Origin of the sequence: Burkholderia sp. 9120 (assembly GCF_000745015.1) — a bacterium.
Classification (GTDB): Bacteria; Pseudomonadota; Gammaproteobacteria; order Burkholderiales; family Burkholderiaceae; genus Paraburkholderia.
Genome location: NZ_JQNA01000002.1, coordinates 4,920,018 through 4,942,378, shown reverse-complemented (window position 1 = coordinate 4,942,378; position 22,361 = coordinate 4,920,018). Strand labels below are relative to the sequence as shown.

The following is a 22,361-nucleotide window of genomic DNA, read 5'->3' as shown; positions in this document are numbered from 1 at the left end:
ACGGCGCCGTCGAGTTGTCGAGGCATGACGAGGTCATCGCCGATGTTGAAGACGTCGCTGCGGGTCTCGGCGCTGTCGGCCCCCAGTTGGCTGCAGGTTATGTTGTTGCGCCGGCTTGGCCACTACCCTTGGGAGCGGCTTTTTCTGGGGGCAAACAGCGTGACGAGTTCGTCGGCGACACTGTCCAGTATCTGTTGGGAAAACTTGGGATCTGCTACCGAGCGTGACAAGGCAAGCGCGCCCACGCAAGCGCTGAACAGCAGGATTGATTTGTTCCGTCGGTTTTCCGACGTGGCCGACGGCAACGCCTTTTCCGTTGCATCAAAAATGCGTTGAAGGTGCCCAGCGAACGTGTCTCGCGCCGCATCGCTGCTTCTACTAACATCGTTCACAAGTGCTGCAAAGGCGCAACTTGTCGCGACGTTATCGCGATGGGCATCCGAGAGATATGAACGAATTGCTTTGCGCAAGCTCGTCTTAACCGTCGACTCCCAGATATCCCAATCAACCAGGGCAGCTGCTAGAGCTTCGACGACCAATTCGTCGCGCGAGCCGAAATGCTTGTAGAAGCCGCCAACGGTTAGGCCGGCCTCCGTCATCAGGTCAGCTACGCTGATGCCCTCAAGCCCCAGCTCTCTGAAACGTTGGGCTGCAACGTTGACAATACGCTCATGCGTTGCAAGCTTGTCTGCTTGAGAGTGTCCCATGGTTCTTCGCTCGGTTGAGAAGGCGGTGAAATCTAAAGCATTATCGTAATCTTGTTTGTATGTAAAGAAAAGAGGGGAGGTTGGAAGCGCTTTGGTTGGCCGGGTATCGCAGCTGGAAATCGATTGCTGACGAAAATGATTAATATCGAGCGGATTCAATCTCGACGAACGGCTCCCGGATTCAGAGCGTTGGGGCCTACGCGCCCCGTCTAAACGCCTGCATGCCCCTGACAAATCCAGGCCGGGCCGTCACCCTGTCAAACCAGGTCTTCAAGTTGCCCAGCCTTTCCCAGTCGACCTCACCGGCGCTTGGAGCGATAACGGTGGCAGCGCAAATATCAGCCAGGGAATAGTGCTCACCGGCGAGATATGGGGAGTCTGCCAGGTAAAACTCGGCCAATTCAAATGCTTCCAGACTCATTTGTTGAAACAACGACGCCTGACGCGGTTGCTGCCACGCATTCAGGACATGCCCCGCATAGTTCGGCCCAATCACATCGGTGACAAAATACATGAAGCGTTCGAGTGCGATCGCATGCGAATGCTCATTCGGATTGGGCAGCAACGGTACAGCCCCCTTCCGCGCAACGTGCAGCAGGATGGCGTTCGACTGGGATATCACGCGGGTGTTGCCCGCGTCGTCGCGCTCTATGAGCACGGGAACCTTGCCGGCTGGATTCAAACGGAGATGTTCCCGGGTGCGGTGCCTGCCGGACCACAAATCAACGAAGGTGGCCTTGTAAGGTATTTCCGCCTCTTCCAGCGCCACGGCGACACGCTGGCAGTTTCCCGTCGGCGCGCCGAGCAGTTCATACGCGATTGCCATGTTGCCTCCAACGTCGCTCCTTGAATATTCCGTCGACAAGACAGCTTCGGCCGCACCTGCGAAAACAAGAAACGTCAGACTTTAAACGTTCGAACATAACCTCAATCCTCGCGTACAGATGCGATGAAACTCGCCATATTTCATCAGATGAAGCCCGATGCCAATCTGTGCCGGGACTGTTTAAGATTATTATTGTAATCCAAAGTGCCGGCCGAATGCGCGCGTGCCCGGGTGATGCTGAGAGTGTGCCGCCAGAAAACTATGCCTCTTTCGGTGACGCCGCAGCACCAATCCGTCCGCAGTGAGCAGAGCATCGGTCAATGCATCAGCGGTGGCGTGCAGTTCCAGTTGGCTATACGCGGCGGCGAGCGGTGTTTCCACAATCGTGCAGATTGCGTCTCTCCGCGGCGCGGGGAAGATTCGGTGTGGACGTTCAGGGGGACTTTCAGGCAAGGAAGCGGCCATTGACCTGCCGCGGTTTCGACGCCTGTCGGCGTTTGCGTGCAGTGGGCCGTACTCAGGCGGCGATCGGCATCGGCCTCAGGTGGAGTGCGTAGCCCACCCAAGCCTACCGCCCCTCGGCGGCAACGTTCTTTGTACGATCGTGCGAACCCGCTGAACGGAAGCGACTCCGATAGTCAGCGGGATTGATCTGCAGCCGCCTTTGGAAAGTGCGTCGCAGTCCCTCCGCACCATCGAATCCACACCGTCGGGCGATGTCGCGCAACGGAAGGTCGGTGCTCTCCAGATAGCGCCTTGCGGCGTCGATACGCGCGTTGTTCAGGAACAATGCCGGACTGAGGCCGCATTCCTTCATGAACAGCCGGGTCAAGTTGCGCTCGCTCATATGAGCGCGCGCGGCGAGCGACGCCAACGTCTGCTCGACAGCAAGATTGTCGAGCATGTATTGCTGGATCACCACGATTTGCGAATCAGGCGCGGCCTGGGTTTCGAGCAGCGGACTGAACTGTGATTGGCCACCTGCTCTTCGCAGATACACGATCAGATATTTGGCGACGTCCAGCGCCATTTTTCTGCCGAAGTCTTCCTCGATCATCGCCAGCGAAAGATCGATCCCTGCGGTCACGCCTGCCGTGGTGTAGACGCTGCCGTCTTTCACATACACGTGATCCGGCTCGATCCGGGCGCGCGGAAACGTCGCGGCCAGACGCGGCACATCCATCCAGTGCGTGGTCACCACGCGGTCGTTGATCAGGCCGGCCGAGCCGAGCGCGAACAGACCGTTGCAGATTGCGGACACGCGCCGGGCGTGTTTGTACTGTTCCTTGAGCCAATCACTGAGCGCCGGATCGTCGAAGGTGTCGAATATGCCGAGGCCGCCGGGCACGATCACGGTGTCGAAGTGCGGGCACAGGTCGAAGATCGTACGATCCGGCACGACCGTCAGCCCGCTCGACGATTGCACGCTGCCGCGCGTGGTGCCCACGGTCAGCATTTCGTATTGGCATTCACCCTGGCTCAATACCTTGACTTCCGCGAACGCGTCCTTAGGCCCGGCGATATCCAGCAACTGGAAGCCCGGAAAGACAATCATGCCTATCTTGATCTGCTTCATTGTGTTCATGCGTTCAGGTCGTCAAGGTCACGGAGCGTCCACGGTATCGTCGGGGATGGTGGGCGCCCGCTCAGGCCGAGGCGGTCTCGCGATCGTATCCCTTCAACTTGTAAAGCAGAACGGACACCAGCCAGCCGGTCACGAACACCGCGACGATGCCATATCCTAGCAAGCCGAAATTATTGTTGAGACCAGCAATCGCTTGCCAGAACGGACCGGCCAGGCTCAACTGGTCGCCCAGCAGCCCGAGCGCCTCGATGCTGCCGATCAGCAGCGCGACGACCGTGGAAATCAGCGTGATCGTCAGGTTGTAGTAAAGCTTGCGTACGGGCTTGACGAAGGCCCAGCCGTAGGCGCCTAGCATCAGGATGCCGTCGGTCGTGTCGATGGTGATCATGCCGGCCGCAAACAGACACGGAAACATCAGGATGGTCCAGATCGAAAAGCCGGCCGATGCCTGTGCGGCCGAAGTGCCGAACAGCGCCATTTCGGTGGCCGTTTCGAAGCCGAGCCCGAACAGGATGCCGAGCGGCAGCATTAGCCAGCTCGAACGGACGAGACGAAACAGCGGCTTGAACAGACGCGCCAGCAGATTGCCGTCGAACTGCGTCAGGCGAAGGTCGCCGTCGTGACGCTGACCGCGGCGCACGCGTCCAAACGCGCGGAATAGCCCCAGCAGCACCACGATATTCATCGCGCCGATCATGATCAGAAACGACGCGGATACGACGGCGCCAACCGCCTCGCCGGTTTCTTTAAACGCATCGAAATGATGGGCCAGCGCTTTGGTCGTAAACGCCACGGCCACCGCCCCGAATACCACGGTCAGCGAATGGCCGAACGCGAAGAAAAAGCCGACCGTCACGGGACGTTTTCCGTCGTTCATCAGCTTGCGCGTCACGTTGTCGATCGCGGCGATATGGTCTGCGTCCATCGCGTGGCGCAAGCCGAAACTGTAGGCGATAAACGCGGTGCCGATCAGTGCGGGCGACGCTCGCAGTACGATCCACGCCCACCCCCACGCAACAATGTTGATGAGGGCGAGCGCCGCATACATAGCGACGACCTTCCGGCGCGCAGGCGAGTTGGCGCGTGTCATCACGGCGTTAAGCATTTCCATGTGTTTCTCCTGGTTGGGGAAGACTCAAACTCAATGACTTTTTAAGTGTGCCGGACTCGTTGCCGCATGCGTTGCCGTTGCTATCGCCGGCCGTCTGGCGACCAGTATCTGCGTGAGCTCGTCGCGCGACAGAACTCCGCTCGACTCGACCACCTCCAGCAGTGCTTCGAGAAAACGCTCGTAGTAATCCCAGCGTGGCTGACCTTCGCACGGCGCCGACTCCCAGCGCGCGATCGCCGCGATCAGGCACTGGCGAAACTCTTCCCACTCGAAGTAGCCCGCTTTCGAAAGCGACAGCGCAAGGCCGAACACATCCCGCTCCCAACGACTGGAGAACACCAGTTTGCCGTCCAGCCGTGGCGGAGAGTCGTCAGCGCCGAGCATCGACGCCGCTGCATATTCCTCGAAGCGCGTAAACATGATCGACCTCACGCGGCAGCGGGCGAAGCGACCAGCGCGACACCCATCATCGATTCCGGTGTCACGAGCGCGGCCAACTCAGGTTCGCTCAGGTGTTCAGTGTTCGCGGGACGCTCCGGCACGACGAACCAGCGAATCTGCGCACTGCTGTCCCACACCTTGACCTCGGTTTCCGCCGGCACGTCGACGCCAAATTCGCGCAATACCGCTCGTGGCTCGCGGACGCCCCGAGCGCGAAACACCGGGTCCTTGTACCAGTAGGGCGGCAAGCCAAGCACAGGCCACGGATAGCACGAGCACAACGTGCAGATGATCAGGTTGTGCACACCGTCGCCGTTTGCCACGGCCGCCATGTGCTCCCCTTCCGCGCCGGACATGCCGGCCGGCAGGTCCAGTTCCGCGATCGCCTTCGGCGTATCCTCGACGAGGCGTTGCCTGAACGCCTCGTCGACCCACGCCCGGGCGACAATCTTTGCGCCGTTGAACGGGCCCGCCGCGGTTTCGAAGTGGCCGAGCACCGCGTCGACTGAGTCGCTGCCGATTACCCCTTTTTCGATCAGCAATGCTTCGAGCGCGCGCACTTTAGCGGCGCTCGACGCCTCACGGTCGCCGTCATACTGAAACAGTTGAGTCATGACAATTCCCTTTTTTTGCGCTGGTTAGACGGTTGCCTGGAGGTAGGCTTCGTACAGGTCCGCGTAGATCGTGGTGTGGGGCTCGCTTTTTCCCTCGCCCCAAATGTCGGCGGCGTCGAAGGCGACCCGGTAGACCGCCATCGGCTCGCCGATTCCATCCACACCGGTTGAAACGAAATACGAAAATGTGCCGGGATACACCTCGACGACCTTGCCGGTCTTGCAGCGCAAATACCCAGGCAAACGGGTGTGATCGACCGCTTCGGGATCCGCGATCTGCACGGTTTCTCCATTCGAGAAGCGCGCCGGAGCACGCGGCTCGTGATAGCCGGAATCGCCTTTCTCCAGATAAGCGTCGATCTGCGCTCTGATCGGATCGCTGGGTTTTTCCGGCAAAGGGGCCAGAGGATTGGCGCGATAGAGCGAAGTGCGTTCGGCGAGTTCAGCGGCCGTGATGTACCCCTGATCCACAAAAAACTGCGAGATACCCATCAGCCATTTCTCGTAGTAACGGTACTTGAAGTACTCGAATGGTTGCATGTCTTCCGCGCCGGTGCGCAACGACGCCCATGTCCATGTGCTATTGAATGCGGTCGGCAGTGTCTTGATCGGGTAAGCCGGCAACGCATCGCCGAGGTGATTGCTCTCAGCCATCATGGCAGTGTGAATGCCGAAAATGCGACGCTCCCAAGGCTCCACGAAGACACGCGTTTCGACATTGACGGGGCCCAGATTCTCGACGCCGCCGAGGTGGTGCTGTAGTTTCACAGTTGACTCCAGTAAGTTAGCGAGTAGGGGAAGCGAGGCGCATACGCCCTATCCGAGCTTGTGCTCATGTTTGAATGCAAGCGCGTTGCCCAGCAGTTCCGACGCGAACCCGAATGCGGCACCGGTTATGAGCGCCGCGGCCGCGACGAGGCCGGGGTTGCTCAGACCGATCGTGGTGATGGGTTTGCCGGTCGCGACGGTTGTGCCCACCGTCGAGGCGAAGCCCCAGACGATCGCCGGCAGTACATCGAGCAGCTTGATCTTCGATGCCTGGACCATCGCAGCGCTGCCGACACCGACCAGGATAGCGACCGCCAGCGCGCTGCCGCTAGTCGTTGCGATGGCAAGCAGGGTGAGTGAACTGATCACCGCGCCGGCCAGATTCGACGCCACTGATTTGACGAAACCTGCACGTCCCGCGCCGAGTACGAAGAACGACGCCCACGCGATGAACGTGACCCACACGGGCACTGGAAAGACGGTGGCGGTGAGCCATGTATCGGCCACCGCGAGCACGCCGATGCTGAAGGTATAGGCTTCTGACTTTTTCATCTTTGAACTCCGGACGTAAGTGAACGTGGGTAAAAAAATAGGCACTCAGGTCATGCAATCCCGCAAACCATCGCGCAAGGTCGGCACGTCGAGGTCCCGGCCAATCATCACGAACTTGCTGTCGCGCGGTTCGTCCCGCGCCCACGCTTTTCCGAAGCTGGAGTCGAGCAACATGTGGACACTATGGAAATGCAGGCGACGACGCTCTTCGTGCAGGTTCAGCACCCCTTTCATGCGCAAGAGTTGTTGGCCGTGGGTCTGCACGAGCTGGTTGGCCCAGCGATTGAAGCGCGTGGCGTCCAGTGGCCCTGGAAGAACGAATGCACACGATGTGATGGAGCTATCGTGTTCATGGTCATGTGCGCCTTCGTCGAGTAGATCCGGCTCGACCGCGAGCAACGTATCCAGCGAGAAATGCCGTGTGCCGAGAACCGATTTCACGTCGATCGCGCCGTGACGAGCAATGTCGATAACTGCGCTAGGGTTGAGTGTGCGGATACGTGCGATGAGGCTCGTCACCTCCTGCGCATCAACCAGATCGGTCTTGTTGATGATGATGTGGTCCGCGAACACGACTTGCTCGCGTGCAATCTCATTGTGGAGTTGCTCGTGAAAATGATGCGCGTCCACGACGGCGACCACCGACTCCAGCTCCACCCGTTCGCGAACATCCGGGTCGGCAAGAAAGGTCTGTAACACCGGGGCGGGATCGGCCAGCCCGGAGGTTTCCACGATCAAACGCGCTAGCGGCTCGCCCGGGCGTTCGAGCAGTTCGGACACGCTTTTAACGAGGTCCTTGCGGACAGTGCAGCATACGCAGCCGTTGTTGATCTCCACCAGCGCATTTTCGTCGGCGACGATCAGTTCGCCATCGACACCGACTTCGCCGAATTCGTTGACGATGATGCCGATGCGGAGAGGGCGCGCATGTTCAAGAAGGTGATTGACCAGCGTGGTCTTGCCGGCGCCGAGAAAGCCGGTGATCACCGTGGTCGGAATTTTGTTGAGCCGCATCTTCACTCTCCTCATATTCTTCGGCACACCTGCCGGAAGATGAGGCAGACAGAGCGACTTTCGGGCCGACAAGACTCAACTGGCCCGACGCGTGAAGCATTTGGCTTGAATCGCTGTGCCAAAGTGCCAGATTTGCCGGATTGGTCAAATCCAGCCAGCGACCGCTTTTAAAGAGGTCGCGATATCCGCTCGCCAGGGGCCCCGCGCCGGTGCACGTTTCGCCGAAATTGTGCCGAGATCATGCGCAGATGACTCTCCGAAGGGCACGCCCTGACAGATCAACGGGCGGGTGTTGCGCATTCAGGAAACATTTCGTCACGCCCTGACAGGTGTCGGGCCATGAAGACGAAGTTCGGGTGCGAAAGAATGGAACTATCCGAACGATTCACGCGAACGTTGAGGCGCTTTCTATATCGTCGCCCCGCTCCTGTCGAACCTTGGGGCAAGCTTCCAATGCGAGATTTGGAAAAGAAGAATCCCTGCATTAGATCGATGCCCGTTGAACGAAGTGCGTCGATTCCGTACAGAGGGTGACAACTTGCACCCGGCATGAAATTCAGGGATAGATTGCAGTTGAGGCCTAACGCTACCGCGTCCTGAAGTGCTGGCGTTCGACATCGAAAATCAAATGCATACAGCGATTGCGACGCATGCGATTGAAGCAGTCCGGCGGGAACGCACCCGCTCGAATCCCGAGCCAATGCGTCATAGGCATAGAGGGTCAGCGGCGGCAAAGGCCCTCGTCGACGCAGGCGCGGACGCGGTTAAAGTTGGTATCGGGCCAGGGTCGATATGCACCACCCGCATCGTGGCGGGGATCGGCGTTCCGCAGGTTACTGCCGTGGCATCTGTCGCTGATGCGATTCGCGGTTCAGGTGTTCCAGTTATCTCGGACGGGGGCGTTCGGTACTCCGGTGACGCGAGTAAAGCCCTGGCTGCAGGCGCAGACTCCGTGATGATCGGCAGCTTGCTTGCCGGTACCGAAGAGTCGCCCGGTGAGGTTTTTCTGTACGAAGGACGCCAGTTCAAGGCGTATCGCGGTATGGGTTCAATCGGGGCGATGAAAGACGGATCGGCGGACAGATACTTTCAGGATAATTCTGCGAATCTCGACAAGCTCGTTCTGGAAGGTATCGAGGCACGGGTTGAGTACAAAGGACCTATCGCGTCGATCATTTTTCAGATGGCTGGAGGCTTGCGTGAGAGCATGGGCTACTGCGGATGCGGTACCGTCGAAGAGTTTCAGGACAGCGCGGAAACGGTGCAGATCACGGGTGCAGGCCTTCGCGAGTCACATGTGCATGACGTTCAAATCACCAGGGAAGCTCCGAATTATCGGCTGAGGTGACTTGCGACATAGGATGTGCGCGGTGTTTGCATGCGGACGCCGGGCTTGCTTGGCGCTCTTGTCTACGGCGACCCGATTCGCCATTCCGCCAACAACGCCGTCCGAAACATTGCCCTTTCGCTTCGCGGTCAACCCGCGCCGAGTCACAAAATCAGACTCCAGGGTAACTCGCCGAACTCGCTGGTAAGCAGCCGCTTGAGTGTTGTCCGATACTGCATTAACGATTTTCTGCCTCAGGTGCCGGGTGGTTCGGCTGAGCCCTGAGCAGGAACCACCAACATAATTTGCGAGACATCTTCCACTTGCGCGGCCAATGCGTCCAACGCTTTACCGGCCTCATTGCTGTCAATGATCAGACTTGACTGCACGCTCGATCGACATCCCGCCGTTCGTCATGCCTTCGAGTGGCAGGTCAAGTGAGAGGGTAACCCTTACCATCGTCAACAGAGGAACTTCTATGACCAGAATCGTTCATCCCGCTCAACGACTGCTTGCGGAACCCGATGGCTTTCGGGTGGAGTTTAAAGAGGCGGACTCCCGTGCCGACATCGTATTTGACCGGCCGCCATTCAATATCGTGTCCATGTTGCAGCGCGATCAGCTGCGTGCCGCATTCGAGGCTTTGGACGATGATCCGAGGGTTCGCGTGATCGTGGTTCGCGCTGTTGGCGAGCACTTTTCGAGCGGTGGCGATATCAAAGGGTTTATCGAAGCCTCGCCTGAACATGTCTCGAAGCTGGCATGGAACATCGCGGCGCCGGCGCGGTGCAGTAAGCCGGTAATCGCTGAAAATCGGGGGTACTGCTTCGGCGTCGGTTTCGAACTGTCGCTTGCGTGCGACTTCAGAATCGCAACAGAGACGACGCTGTATGCGCTTCCAGAACAAAAGCTTGGTCAGATTCCGGGCTCTGGTGGCTCCGCGCGTCTGCAGAAAATGGTAGGGATCGGGCGTACGAAGGATATCGTCATGCGCTCACGTCGCATTACCGGAGAGCAGGCGTACAACTGGGGCATTGCGACCGAACTGGTAGCGGACGCAGAACTGGAAAGTGCGACAGATTCTCTTGTCCGTGAATTGCTTGCGTTCTCGCCTTTAGCGCAGCGTACCGCGAAGAAGCTGCTGAACGACACGGAGGATGCTCCGTTGTCGATTGCAATTGAACTCGAAGGCCACAGCTACAGCCGTCTGCGTAGTTCCAACGACTTCCGCGAAGGCGTCGAGGCGTTCCATGAGAAACGCAAGGCTGTTTTCAACGGTAGCTAAGGCGACCCGATTCAACCAACCGGTTGCATGTCGCGTTTGTGGCACGATACGTGATCCGCTGAACGCTTCAGTGAGATGACCGGCGATACTCTCGTGGCGCGTCTGCGAATTGAAATGACGGCGATTAGTTCCCATTTCCTGGGCGCATCAACGAGTGTTCTGCCCTGACGGCCAGCAGAGGAAGGTTGAATCGATTGCTCGTCCGGTCCATCTGGGCGGGCAGACACATCGCGGCGAAGTGCGGGTCGCATACGAGGAAAGAAAGCTCATAGCCGCCACGGGATTTTCGATAGCAGTCGAGGGCGCTACGGGTAAGAAGGAGACAACCACATCGCATGCGTGGCTCGATGCGATGTGTCTGCTATGAGGGACCAGACAAGTGTCCAGTGCGATCAAAATTTACCAGGGCAGGTTCGGTCGGGTGGCGTTGCTGGATATGGACGCACCGCTGGTTCAGCACGCTCATCACCATTGCCATTTGCTGATAAAAGCGGCCGGACCTGACACATTCTTTGCTGTGCGTGATGAATTGCAGCCCCTGACGGCCGATACGGCTGTGCTTGTAAATCCTTGGGAGTCGCACGCCTACGTACACAATAGCCAGGCGGAACAGCACACGATCATTCTTGCGATGTATATCGAGCCCGACTGGTTGGCTCAAGTGCAACATCCGCTCGGACACGCTGGACGCCCTGAGTTTTTCCCGCAGCCCTGCGTGCCCATGTCTGCCTCGGCGCGAAAACTATCGGAGGAGCTTGGACTTGAGATGTGGTGGTCCGATAGTATCGCTGCGGGGCGTCTGGAGGGGCTGCTTTGCGACTTGATGATCGCGGTCATAGACCCCGGAAAGAGCTGGCGTGAATTGTCGAGACAGATGGAAGTCGCCAGCCGTCGCCCGAGTGACCCTCGCATCCGGAAGGCGATATCCTGGCTTCGCGAGAATACCGGGGCCGATCCGGACATGAACGGACTGGCGGAGCATTGCGGCTTGTCACGTGCTCACTTCTTCGCGCTGTTTCATCGCTGCACCGGCGTCACCCCCAACGTCTACCTCAACGTATTGCGTATGGAGGCAGCCATCAAAGACCTGTCCTCAACCAGCAATTCGATGACCGATATCTCGTACGACCTGGGATTTTCGGCGCCTGGGCATTTCACGCGGTTTTTCCGTCAGCATCTCGGCATTACGCCGAGTGAATACCGCAAGGTCGTGGATATCTACGATCCCAATCTCGATCAGGTCGAAATCTGACGCGAGCGAACGGGACGGTCAAAATTTCCCCCGGGTTTTATCGTCTGCAACCCGCCGGCGAAACGACGACGCCTACCCGATTTGCGGGCGGCGAAAGCGTCTTTGCCGGAAACGCGTCGACTGCAAAGCATCAGACTCCAGGGTAATTGGGACGACGTTGAGGTAAGCCGATCCCGGCCCCTCCGCGTTACATTTCTCGTGCGGGTCGAAAGTGGCTGCGCCTGACTGTCAGGTGATCAGTCGTTCGAGATATGCCCGTGCGCGCGCACAAGCGACACGAGTCGCAAATTTTGATGCGGCAGCGCGACGAAAAATGCAGGAGACACAAATGAGCGAATCCGTGACCGAATTACTGGTTGAGCGGCACGCAAACCGTACGTCCATCCCCGCCACCCCCGAGGCCACGCCGGAGCGCACTCCTTACCTGGGGCGATCCATGGAACGGCTTGAGGATGCGGCCATTCTGACGGGAAGAGGTCGGTACGGGGACGACATCGCAGTCAAGCCCGGCACATTGCACGCTGCAGTGCTCCGCTCGCCTCATCCTCACGCAGAGATTAACGGCATTGACGTCAGCGCGGCGCTCACACAAAAAGGGGTGCACGCCGTCTTGACCGGCGAGGATATTCGACAGTGGTCGCAGCCGTTTGTGGTTGGTGTGAAGTCGACCATGGAGCACTGGTCGCTTGCGATCGACCGTGTCCGTTACAGCGGCGAACCCGTAGCGGTGGTGATTGCAGAGTCACGTGCAATGGCCGAAGACGGAATCGAGCGCATCAAGGTCGACTACACACCGCTCGCTCCCGTGACTTCGATTCAGGCGGCCATGGCCGACGATGCGCCAATCCTGCATCCAAAGGTTGGGACGAACATCGTGAGCGACCGGAATTTTCGATATGGAGAGCCGGAAGAGGCATTCGCGAAGGCGCCTCATCGCGTATCGATTGAGGCGCATTATCCCCGAAACACCTGTACGCCGATTGAATGCGCGGTTGTCATTGCCGAGCATCTGCAAGGGGATGAAGGCTATGAGGTGACGTCGAATTTCATGGGGCCTTTCTCGCTCCACGCGGTGATGTCGATGGCGCTCAAGGTGCCGGCGAATCGTTTGCGCCATAAAGCGCCGCGTGATTCCGGTGGCAGCTTTGGCGTGAAGCAAGCCGTCTTTCCGTACGTCGTGTTGATGTGTCTCGCCTCACGTAAGGCCGGCGCGCCTGTCAAATGGGTCGAGGACCGGCTCGAACATCTTACCGCCGCCACGTCCGCGACGGCACGCTGGAGCACCATCGATGCCGCCGTTGAGAGCGATGGGCGTATTACTGCGCTGTCCTACGACCAGATTGAGGATTGCGGGGGCTATCTGCGTGCGCCGGAGCCCGCGACCTTCTACCGGATGCATGGATGCCTGACCGGGGCGTATGCAATCCCCAATCTCCTCGTGCGCAATCGTGTCGCCCTGACAACCAAAACGCCGACCGGGCTCGTGCGAGGCTTTGGCGGACCGCAGGTGTATTTCGCGCTCGAGCGACTCGTGCAACGAATCGCCATTGAGTTGCAGCTTGATGTACTCGACGTATATCGCCGGAATTTCGTGGCGTCCAACGCGTTTCCGTATCGGACGCCGGCGGGTGCGCTTCTGGACTCGGGGAATTATCAGGAAGCGCTTCGGCGTTCCTTGTCTGAGGGAGGTTATGACGAACTCGTTAAGCGCCGTGAGCTTGCGCGTAGCGAAGGGCGACTCTACGGAATAGGTTTCGCCGCAATCGTGGAACCATCGGTATCGAACATGGGATATATCTCGACCGTGTTGCCGGTCGAGGCTCGTCGCAAAGCTGGGCCAAAAAGCGGTGCGATCGCCAGCGCGACCGTGAGCGTCGACCTGCTTGGGGGCGTTGTGGTAACTGTGGCCTCCACGCCGGCGGGACAAGGCCATATGACCGTTTGCGCGCAGGTCGTCGCAGACGCGCTCGGTTTGAACCCGGCGGATATCGTCGTCAATGTTGAGTTCGATACGCACAAGGATGCCTGGTCGGTCGCGTCCGGGAACTACTCGAGTCGATTTGCGGGCGCCGTAGCTGGGACGGTCCATCTCGCGGCAATGCGAGTGAAGGACAAGCTTAGCCGCATCTTATCTGCTCAATTCGGGTGCAAGCCGGAGGATATCGCTTTCGAAGACGGGCGGATTTTCTCGAAGCAGCAGCCGGAGAAGGCACTCCCGTTCAACCGTGTTGCTAGCAATGCAGCTCACTGGGCTCCCTCACTGTTGCCCGAAGGGGAGGAGCCGGGTCTTCGCGAGACCGTGTTCTGGACGCCGCCAAATATGGAACCGCCCGATGCGGAGGACAGGATCAATACGTCCGCCTGTTACGGGTTCGCATTTGATATGTGCGGAATCGAGATTGACCCGGCGACGGGGCGCATTCGCATTGACCGGTACGTGACCACCCATGACGCGGGCAAGTTATTGAATCCCGCCCTTGCCGACGGCCAGATTCGTGGCGCTTTCGCACAAGGACTGGGTGCGGCGCTCTACGAAGAGTTCAGATATGGCGCGGACGGAAGCTTCCAGTCGGGCACGCTCGCTGACTATCTGATGCCAACTACCTGCGAAGTGCCCGACCCGATCATCATCCACCTGGAAACCCCTTCGCCTTTCACGCCGCTTGGTGCGAAGGGGCTTGGCGAGGGCAACAACATGAGCACGCCGCCTTGCGTGGCTAACGCGGTGGCGGACGCTCTGGGCGTCCAGGATATTCGGCTGCCGCTCACTCCAGCAAAGGTAATGGAGATGATTGGCATCGACGAACCGGAACCGTCGCGACCCGAATATCGTGGGGCGACACCGAAGAAAAAGCAGGCGGGAGCGGGGAAGGCGCTGACGGCGCAAGGCAGCGTCGAGATCGAAGCCACGCCGGAAGCAGTGTTCGCCGTTCTGATGGACCCTGCTGCGCTCGCGAAGGTGGTTCCGGGCTGTAATGCGTTGGAGACCATTGGCGAGAACCAGTACCGGGCCGATGTGACCGTTGGCGTAGGCATGATCAAAGCCCGTTTCGAAGCAAAGATAGGGCTGTCGGATATCGAAGCGCCGAAGAGATTGCGTCTGGCCGGCGCGGGACTGTCGTCGTTAGGAAGCGCTCAGGGCGAGGGCCTCGTCGAACTCACGCCGACCGCGAAAGGCACCTTGCTGTCGTACGACTACGAGGCGCAGGTGTCTGGGAAAGTGGCCGCGGTCGGAGGGCGAATGCTGGAGGGTGCAGCAAAAGTCGTGCTTTCGCAGTTGTTCGAGTCCTTGGGCCGGCAGGCGTCCGGAATGCCGATCAAGGGCAGCAATTCCTGGTTCAAAAAAATTGCGGGATGGTTCAGGAGGTCTTCATGAAGCCGCCCGAGTTTAGTTACCTGCGCGCGATGGATACAGAGCATGCGCTCGAGGCGCTGCATCATGGCGGCGCGGATGCGCGTGTCCTGGCCGGCGGCCAGTCGCTTATGGCGGTCTTAAACATGCGATTGGCACAGCCTCGCTGGCTCGTCGACATCTCCCGTACCGAAGACCTGAACGTCGTGGAGGCCGATACACCGGGTGGTCATCTCGTTGTTGGCGCCGCGGCGACGCAGGGGCAGGTCGAGTGGCGAAAGACGCTCGCCGACGAGGTTCCGCTATTGACGCTCATTTTTCCGCAGATATCCCACTTTCAGATTCGTAACCGTGGAACGGTGTGTGGCTCGGTCGCGCACGCAGACCCTAGTGCCGAATTGCCCCTGGCGTTGGCGACGCTTGGAGGAGACGTCATGCTGAGGTCTAAAAAGCGCAAGCGCGTCTTGAGCGCTGAGGCCTTTTTCCAGGGGATGTTGATGACTGCGCGCGAGCCCGATGAGCTTGTTGCCGCCGTACGTTTCCCCCTGGCGCGGCCGGGGCAGCGCTTTGGTTTCACCGAACTCTCTGCACGACACGGCGACTTTGCCTTGGTGTCGTGTGCGGCGGTGGTGACGGATGAGGCGATAAGAATTGGCGTCGGCGGAGTATCTGATCGTCCAGTCGTAGAAACATTGCCAAAACTGGACGGAGATGATCTACGTGGCGCGCTCAATGACCTCGCATGGAAGCTCGGTGCGCAGGACGATGCTCATGTCAGTGCGGCTTATCGAAGGCATCTGGTTCGACAGCTTGGTTGGAAGGCTATACAGGAGGCGACGTGATTAGAGGAAAAGGCAGTAATCCATTGCAGGCAGCGCATCCGCAAGGAGAGACACGCGTCGTTACGCTCGCTTTAAACGGACGTACGCGTCGAGCTGAGTGTGAACCGCGCGAACTCCTGTCGGACTTTCTCCGGAACGAGCTGGGCGCGACGGGTACCCACGTAGGGTGTGAGCACGGAGTCTGCGGCGCCTGCACGGTCCATATCGACGGCATTGCGGGAAGGTCCTGCCTGATGCTCGCGGTTCAGGCCGATGGGCGTCGGATAGACACAGTCGAGGGTCTCGCGAACGGCAACACGCTGAGCGACCTGCAACTGGCATTCCGTCGGCGCCATGCGCTTCAATGCGGATTCTGTACGGCCGGCATTCTCATGTCGTGTGAAGACTATTTGCAGCGCGAACCCAATCCGACAGAAGACGATGTGCGCGAAATGCTGTCAGGGCACATTTGCCGATGTACGGGATACACCCCAATCGTGCAGGCCGTGCTTGACGTGGCTGCTTTGCGGCGCAATGAACGCGTCGTGGAAGAGGTGACTCATGCTTGATTTGGGGCGTACATTCCTGCAGGCCGTCGAGCGCAGTCCGAATGCGCTGGCGCTCGTCGACGGCGATCTCCAATTGACTTACGCGGAGTGGCACACGCGAATCAGAGATTTCATAAGTATCCTGAGTCGGCTCGAGCTCAATCGAGGCGATCGTTTGATTGCCGTTCTTCAGAACCGATGGGAAATGGCGACCCTGCACTGGGCGTGTCAGATGGCCGGTGTCGTAATGGTCCCCATCAACTGGAGAACCAAGCCCGAAGAGCTTGATTACACTGTGACCGATGCGGGTGCAAAGGTCATGGTGTACGAGCCGATAGCTAGCGACGCCGTGTCAAAAAGTGAGGCGGCTCAACGCACGATCAGAATCGGACTGGATGGAGTCGAGGGCGCGTCGTACGGCCTTGACGATCTCCTTGCGGATGTCCATGACAGGGTCGGTAAAGGACCGTTGACCCCGCTGGCCAGTCCTGAAGATTATTCGGTGATGCTCTATACGTCTGGAACCACGGGTATGGGAAAGGGCGTCCCACGACGGCATCGGCAGGAACGAGCTGCGGCACTGGCTCACGTTGCCCAGAATCTCTATGAGCGGGGGGAGCGCACGCTCGGGGTCATGCCTCTCTATCACACGATGGGTGTCCGATCGCTTATCGCGATGGCGATGGTCGATGGTCTTTTTGTTTGCGTTCGCCGCTGGAATGCAGCGTACGCGGCGGCCTCGATCGACCGCTTCAGGCTTACCTGCCTCTATCTCGTCCCGACGCTGTATCACGATCTCCTCGCGGCGCCTGAATTCCTGGAAACCGATATCGGTTCGGTCACCAAGCTAGGGTTCGCGGGAGCCCCGATGAACGACGGGCTGCTCAAACGGTGTTCGGCCGCCTTCAGGCCGAAGCTGTTTGTCAATCACTATGGTTCGTCGGAGGTGTACACGGTCGCTGTGGACCAGAACGCTACTAAAAAACCTGGAAGCGCCGGGCGAGCAGGATTCAACACTCGACTTCGCGTCGTGAGGCTCGATGCAATGGGTCCGGACGACATCGCACGAGCGGGAGAAGAAGGAGAGATCGTCGTCGAACTGGCCAGCGACGAAGCTTTTGAAGGTTACTGGAATCGTCCCGATGCCAACGCGAAGTCGTTGCGGAACGGCTGGTACTTCACGGGCGATACCGGCTATCTCGACCCCGACGGGGATCTTTTTGTCACCGGACGCGTTGATGACATGATCATCAGCGGAGGCGAGAACATATCGCCGGTGGATATCGAATCGCTCCTGTCGCTGCATCCGGCGGTGGACGAGGTGGCTGTCGTTGGACTTAAGGATGAGCGTTGGGGGCAAAAGGTCGTGGCATTTATCAAGCGATCCACTCATATCGACGGGGACGCTCTCGATGCCTTTTGCCGCGATTCCGATCTGGTGAATTTCAAACGTCCACGCGAATACGTCTTCGTGGAGGAGATCCCGAAATCTCCCGTAGGAAAGATTCTGCGCCGCAAGTTGTCCGGGGGCGATTACGTCCCGACCGAGGCGGTTGTTTCGGACGTCAGCAAGCGGTAGCCGGCCACATGAAATTCACGTTCTAAATATATACATTATAAATAGTATCGCTAAATAAATGACATTGGATGGAGATAGAAAATGGAAGAGGCTCTTCGTAGTGGTCAAATAGTAAGCACGGTCGGCGGGAAACAGGTCTTCGCCGCCGTCATGGCGTCCTGTCTTGGGTGGGCATTGGACCTATTCGATCTCTTCGTCGTGTTGTTTGTGGCTCCGGTCGTGGGACGACTATTTTTCCCATCGACGAATTCCATGCTTTCGCTCGCGGCCGTATATGCATCATTCGCAGTGACGCTGTTGATGCGGCCGCTTGGATCGGCGATCTTCGGCTCGTTCGCAGACCAGCACGGTCGAAAGCGGGCGATGATTGTGTCAGTTGTTGGCGTCGGTGTCTCGACAGCGGCGTTCGGCTTGTTGCCGACCGTCGTACAGGTGGGGTTTCTCGCGCCCGTCCTATTTCTTCTGCTGCGTCTGGTGCAGGGCGTATTTGTGGGTGGTGTTGTCGCCTCGACGCACACAATCGGCACTGAAACTGTCAGCCTCAAGTATCGCGGCGCGGTTTCCGGATTTGTCGGCGGCGGAGGCGCAGGCTTGGGCGCCTTGCTTGCATCCCTCGTATATCTGGCAACGTCGGCAGCATTCCCAGGGGCGCTGTTCGACGTATGGGGATGGCGTTGCATGTTCTTTGCCGGAATCTTAAGTTCAGTACTCGGAGTATTCGTCTTTAATAGTCTCGAGGAGTCGCCGGTCTGGGCTGCACTTGCGAGGGAAAAGCGAAAGGAGCTGGCGTCAGTTCAGGACGTCGCCGAGAAGCCTGCTGAATCACCGCTACGCGTGTTGTTCTCAAGAAAATACCGGTCAATCCTTTTTGTGAACCTGCTGCTAACTATTGGGGGAGGGAGCGGATACTATCTGACTTCCGGGTACCTTCCCACTTTCCTGAAAGTGATCAACCATACACCTAACAGCGTCGCTGGGCTTGTGCTCCTGGTGTCTAGTGTGGCAGTTGTGTTGGCCTCGACGGCGGCCGGCCACCTAAGCACCTTGATCGGACGAAAACGCAGTTTCATCTGGCTTGGGGTAGGCCGGCTCGTCTGTTTTCCCGTGTTTTACCTTGCCATGGCCGGTACGGATAACATCTGGATGATTGGACTCTATGCGGTCTTGCTAAGCTCGATTGGGAGCGCGAGCTATGCTCCGATCCTTATTTTTCTGAATGAACGCTTCCCGACTGCGATACGCGCATCTGGTACTGGGCTTTCATGGAATATCGGATTCGCAATTGGCGGAATTATGCCGACAGTGGTTTCCGTGCTGGCCCGTACGCCACAGGAACTCCCATTGATCCTCGCCGGAGCGCTAGTCTCAGTAAGTGTTTTGTTTTTGATTGGGGCTCTTATTGTTCCGGAGACCATGGGGCGGCTGGACAAGGATTTGAACTAAGCTAGCGAGCGTTCGGGATTGCAGCCGGCATCACCCGTATGTCGGCTGCTCTGCTGATATTTTGCCCAGCGCAGCCCGAGCGACGTTGATCTAGCCGGCGAGCGGAGTTCTGTGAACAGCATAGAGCCATGAGTAACGCCCATTCAGCTTGCAAAAGTCGAGCGAAGTATCGGGGTTCCAATCCAGCCTGCGTTGCGAGGCTTCGAGCCGTGAACAAAGTGGATCAGTCCGTTTTCCAGGTTTCGATCGAGGCGGTTGCCTGGAGCAGGATCATGAAAGGCATGGCTCTAGCGCTGCTCGACCGTTACTTTCTTTCTACGCTTTTGCTTCGCCAGAAAAACAGACATCTTCTTGTCAGAAGATCAACATTCGTTCACCACGCAGTCGTCGGTTTTTCGGCCCAACGAAACTGGCACTACGAATGTTTCTTTCTATTTGTTCAATAGCATTATTCTAAATCGAAGAGGCTATTTTTGATCTTGCTGCGCCGCCACTCGCCCTTCCGACTCTAGGGACGAGGCCAAACGCTTGATGCCACCGTGATCCATGCGAAGACTCTGACTCCCAGCGCGTCCGCGACTGCCTGGATTTTTTGCGATTGCCTGCAGAGAAAAAATCTGGAGCATGGGTATAATCGTTTTATGGTTGTTGGCAGCATGCGTAGTCATATTGCGAGCAACGTCGCCATCTCCGGTCATAGGCTGTTGTGGGGACCGGAAATAACGGGAGCGCCGTTTTACAAAGGTTATGGTTCCCCCGAAATCTTCGTAGGAGGTCACAGATGTCCAAGATTACGATGTACTGCACGCAGGTTTGCCCATATTGTCAGCAAGCCCAGCGCCTGTTGAAACTTCGAGGTGTCGACGAGGTTGAAAAAATCTTTGTAGACAAAGACCCTGCTCGAAAAGCCGAGATGATGGAGAGAACTGGCCGTAGAACGGTTCCTCAAATTTACATCGGTACAACACATGTCGGTGGGTTTGATGAACTGTCGCGGCTTGACCGGACCGGCGGCTTGATGCCTTTGCTAGAAACGGTTCTGAACTGACGTCGGTTCGTGACACATCGTTTGCCTCAAAACATACTGGCGCGTTCGTGTTTATTGCGGGCGCGATGCTGATCGTGATGCTGGCGATTGGCTTGCTGGGGCCGCGCACGAAGGGGCTTGAGCTGGAAGTCATCTCGAAGTAAAGGGAAAAAGACCGCCGGCCGACACCCGGCGGTCTGACGCTTTCGACGTGCTGGCGCCTAGATATGCATGCCGCCCGCGACTTCGATTCGCTGTGCGTTGACCCAGCCGAAATCGTCGGACAGCAGCGCCGCGATGACGGGGCCGACGTCGTCTGCCACACCCACCCGGCCCAGCGCAGTCATATCGGCGACCGCCTTGTTGACCTGAGGATTGTCGCGGACGATTCCGCCGCTGAAATCCGTCGCGATGGCGCCCGGTGCGATCACGTTGGCGACGATCCGGCGCGGGGCCAGTTCTACTGCCAGGTAGCGGGTCAAGGCTTCGACGGCCGCCTTGATCGGGCCGTAGCCGATGCGATTGGGCATGGCCACACGAGCGAGTCCCGAGGAGATATTGACGATGCGGCCGCCGTCGTTGATGAGCGGAAGCAGCTTCTGCGTCAGGAACAATACACCCTTGAAATGGACCTGATAGAGCGAGTCCATCTCCGCTTCGGTGATCGTTGCGAGGCTCGCGCCGGATGAGGTGCCGGCATTGTTCACGAGGTAATCGAAACGCTCGACACCGAGTTCGGCAAGCGCTTTTCGGACGTCGTTCACGAACCCGTCGAACGTGTTCGTGTCGCCTACGTCGAGTTGCAGCGCGATGGCCTGGGCGCCCGATTCCGCGGTGAGCGCAACCACTTCGTCAGCGTCTGCCCGACTCGACTTGTACGTGAAGATGGCATGCACGCCCTGTTTGGCGAGACGGAGTACCGCGTTGCGGCCGATTCCGCGACTGCCCCCGGTGACGATAGCGACTTTGTTGGCTGGCATAGCTTATTTCCCGTTAGGATTCCGTCATCTGCTGTCGACGTATGGGCTTATTATGTCGACGGCATGCCGGTGGGAGAATGCCGAAACCATCCAATTTCCTGCCTATTCCTACTCGTTCCTGCCCGTTCCTTGCGGGCGTGCCGGAGCCCAGTGCAGAAGCGGCGTGAAAGGAGACCAGAGATGCCGGATCAGTTGGCCGAGGCGCTTCTGCGCTATACAGATCGTCAGCCTGGGGAGAGCCCCTTCATGACGGCGATCGACGGACTGGCCATCCTTCGATCAGACCACCCCAAGCAACCCACGCACCGGATCTCCAGGCCCGCGCTATGCATCGTGGCGCAGGGTGCGAAGTGGGCGACGTTCGGCGGCAGCCGCCTGGTCTACCGCGCCGGGCAGGCGCTGCTGATCGGCGTCGAGACGCCTTCGATAGGACGTGTGGTCGAGGCCAGCCCTGGTCAGCCTTGTCTCGTTCTGGCCTTCGAACTGGATCTCGCGGTCATGCGAAGTGTCGCGGACCAACTGGATGCAATGCCTCTCGCCAGCGAGGAGGCGATCCGCGGCATCTTCGTGACCGACTTCCAGGGACCGTTGGCCGATTGCGCGCTACGCCTCGCGCGCCTACTCGACACGCCCAAGGCGATTCCCACGCTGGCTCCGCTCATCCTGCGGGAGATTTGCTACTGGCTTCTCACGGGGCCGCATGGCGCCGACGTTGCCAGATTGACGCTGGCAAACGGGCCGTCGCACCGTGTGATCAGCGCCATGCACAGCTTGCGGAGTCGCTTCAGGGAAACGGTCCGAATTGAGGATCTTGCCGATATTGCGCAGATGAGCGCGTCGGCTTTTCATCGTCAATTCAAGGCGCTGACTTCATTGACACCGTTGCAGTATCAAAAGCAACTCCGCTTGCTTGAGGCTCGCCGATTGATGATTTCGTGTGCCGCCAATGTCGAGACGGCCTCGTTTGAGGTCGGCTATGAGAGTCCCTCACAGTTCAGCCGTGAATATGCCCGCATGTTCGGCACGTCGCCGAAGCGCGATGCGACGGCGCGGCAGGCTGCGCTTCGGGAGGACCGCGTTGAAGCGGGCGAGAGGGAATCGTCCATTGGTCGGTGAGTTCGATCGGCTT

The 22,361-nt window shown here is 58.7% G+C and carries 19 protein-coding genes and 1 pseudogene; 10 read left to right on the top strand and 10 right to left on the bottom strand.

Annotated elements, in window-relative coordinates; all coding sequences use genetic code 11:
* Nucleotides 1–122: 122 nt before the first annotated feature.
* The 9 genes from FA94_RS38305 to FA94_RS30100 form a co-directional block, all read right to left on the bottom strand.
* On the bottom strand, nt 123–866 hold the full coding sequence (locus FA94_RS38305; protein ID WP_231585062.1) for a TetR/AcrR family transcriptional regulator: 744 nt from the start codon (nt 864–866) through the stop codon (nt 123–125).
* A gap of 37 nt (nt 867–903) precedes the next feature.
* Nucleotides 904–1,533 (bottom strand): glutathione S-transferase family protein, encoded by a 630-nt coding sequence (locus FA94_RS30135; RefSeq protein WP_035558319.1) that lies wholly within the window; start codon nt 1,531–1,533, stop codon nt 904–906.
* Between the two features lie 568 nt (nt 1,534–2,101).
* Complete coding sequence (locus tag FA94_RS30130; protein WP_231585061.1) at nt 2,102–3,118, bottom strand: GlxA family transcriptional regulator; 1,017 nt, start codon at nt 3,116–3,118, stop codon at nt 2,102–2,104.
* Between the two features lie 61 nt (nt 3,119–3,179).
* Nucleotides 3,180–4,229: a HoxN/HupN/NixA family nickel/cobalt transporter gene (locus FA94_RS30125; protein WP_156126736.1), complete on the bottom strand. Its 1,050-nt coding sequence runs from the start codon at nt 4,227–4,229 to the stop codon at nt 3,180–3,182.
* A gap of 30 nt (nt 4,230–4,259) precedes the next feature.
* Nucleotides 4,260–4,649: a nitrile hydratase accessory protein gene (locus FA94_RS30120; RefSeq protein WP_035558313.1), complete on the bottom strand. Its 390-nt coding sequence runs from the start codon at nt 4,647–4,649 to the stop codon at nt 4,260–4,262.
* Between the two features lie 8 nt (nt 4,650–4,657).
* The gene (gene nthA / locus FA94_RS30115) at nt 4,658–5,284 is read right to left on the bottom strand and encodes a nitrile hydratase subunit alpha (protein WP_035558311.1); all 627 of its coding nucleotides are present in this window, start codon (nt 5,282–5,284) and stop codon (nt 4,658–4,660) included.
* A 24-nt stretch (nt 5,285–5,308) separates the two neighbouring features.
* Entirely contained in the window at nt 5,309–6,052 is a 744-nt protein-coding gene (nthB, locus tag FA94_RS30110) for a nitrile hydratase subunit beta (RefSeq protein ID WP_035558309.1), read from the bottom strand.
* A gap of 48 nt (nt 6,053–6,100) precedes the next feature.
* Nucleotides 6,101–6,604 carry a DUF1097 domain-containing protein gene (locus FA94_RS30105; RefSeq protein ID WP_035558306.1) on the bottom strand — a complete coding sequence of 168 codons (504 nt, stop codon included), beginning with the start codon at nt 6,602–6,604 and terminating at the stop codon, nt 6,101–6,103.
* Between the two features lie 45 nt (nt 6,605–6,649).
* The gene (locus tag FA94_RS30100) at nt 6,650–7,618 is read right to left on the bottom strand and encodes a CobW family GTP-binding protein (protein ID WP_035558304.1); all 969 of its coding nucleotides are present in this window, start codon (nt 7,616–7,618) and stop codon (nt 6,650–6,652) included.
* A 721-nt stretch (nt 7,619–8,339) separates the two neighbouring features.
* Here FA94_RS30100 and FA94_RS30095 point away from each other — a divergent pair.
* The 9 genes and pseudogenes from FA94_RS30095 to grxC form a co-directional block, all read left to right on the top strand.
* A pseudogene (locus FA94_RS30095) lies at nt 8,340–8,966 on the top strand (guanosine monophosphate reductase); the annotation flags it as partial.
* Nucleotides 8,967–9,423: 457 nt separating this feature from the next.
* Entirely contained in the window at nt 9,424–10,230 is an 807-nt protein-coding gene (locus FA94_RS30090; RefSeq protein ID WP_035558301.1) for an enoyl-CoA hydratase/isomerase family protein, read from the top strand.
* A gap of 379 nt (nt 10,231–10,609) precedes the next feature.
* Nucleotides 10,610–11,482, top strand: coding sequence for a helix-turn-helix transcriptional regulator (locus FA94_RS30085; RefSeq protein ID WP_035558296.1), 873 nt, complete (start codon nt 10,610–10,612; stop codon nt 11,480–11,482).
* Between the two features lie 328 nt (nt 11,483–11,810).
* The gene (locus FA94_RS30080) at nt 11,811–14,858 is read left to right on the top strand and encodes a xanthine dehydrogenase family protein molybdopterin-binding subunit (RefSeq protein ID WP_035563498.1); all 3,048 of its coding nucleotides are present in this window, start codon (nt 11,811–11,813) and stop codon (nt 14,856–14,858) included.
* Nucleotides 14,855–15,676, top strand: a complete 822-nt coding sequence (locus tag FA94_RS30075; RefSeq protein WP_035558293.1) for an FAD binding domain-containing protein — start codon at nt 14,855–14,857, stop codon at nt 15,674–15,676. Before FA94_RS30080 ends, FA94_RS30075 begins: the two co-directional genes overlap by 4 nt.
* 23 nt (nt 15,677–15,699) lie before the next feature.
* Nucleotides 15,700–16,224, top strand: coding sequence for a (2Fe-2S)-binding protein (locus tag FA94_RS38300; protein ID WP_197070310.1), 525 nt, complete (start codon nt 15,700–15,702; stop codon nt 16,222–16,224).
* Nucleotides 16,217–17,782, top strand: a complete 1,566-nt coding sequence (locus tag FA94_RS30065) for an AMP-binding protein (protein ID WP_035558287.1) — start codon at nt 16,217–16,219, stop codon at nt 17,780–17,782. The genes FA94_RS38300 and FA94_RS30065 overlap by 8 nt, the downstream gene beginning before the upstream one ends.
* An 81-nt stretch (nt 17,783–17,863) precedes the next feature.
* Nucleotides 17,864–19,225, top strand: coding sequence for an MFS transporter (locus FA94_RS30060; RefSeq protein WP_035558285.1), 1,362 nt, complete (start codon nt 17,864–17,866; stop codon nt 19,223–19,225).
* 781 nt (nt 19,226–20,006) lie between these two features.
* Nucleotides 20,007–20,273 (top strand): glutaredoxin 3, encoded by a 267-nt coding sequence (gene grxC / locus FA94_RS30055; protein WP_035558282.1) that lies wholly within the window; start codon nt 20,007–20,009, stop codon nt 20,271–20,273.
* Between the two features lie 200 nt (nt 20,274–20,473).
* Here grxC and FA94_RS30050 read toward each other — a convergent pair whose 3' ends face one another.
* Nucleotides 20,474–21,232 (bottom strand): SDR family NAD(P)-dependent oxidoreductase, encoded by a 759-nt coding sequence (locus FA94_RS30050; RefSeq protein ID WP_035558279.1) that lies wholly within the window; start codon nt 21,230–21,232, stop codon nt 20,474–20,476.
* A 180-nt stretch (nt 21,233–21,412) separates the two neighbouring features.
* Between FA94_RS30050 and FA94_RS30045 the strand changes: the two genes are divergently transcribed.
* Nucleotides 21,413–22,348 carry an AraC family transcriptional regulator gene (locus FA94_RS30045; protein WP_035558276.1) on the top strand — a complete coding sequence of 312 codons (936 nt, stop codon included), beginning with the start codon at nt 21,413–21,415 and terminating at the stop codon, nt 22,346–22,348.
* The last annotated feature ends 13 nt before the right edge of the window (nt 22,349–22,361 follow it).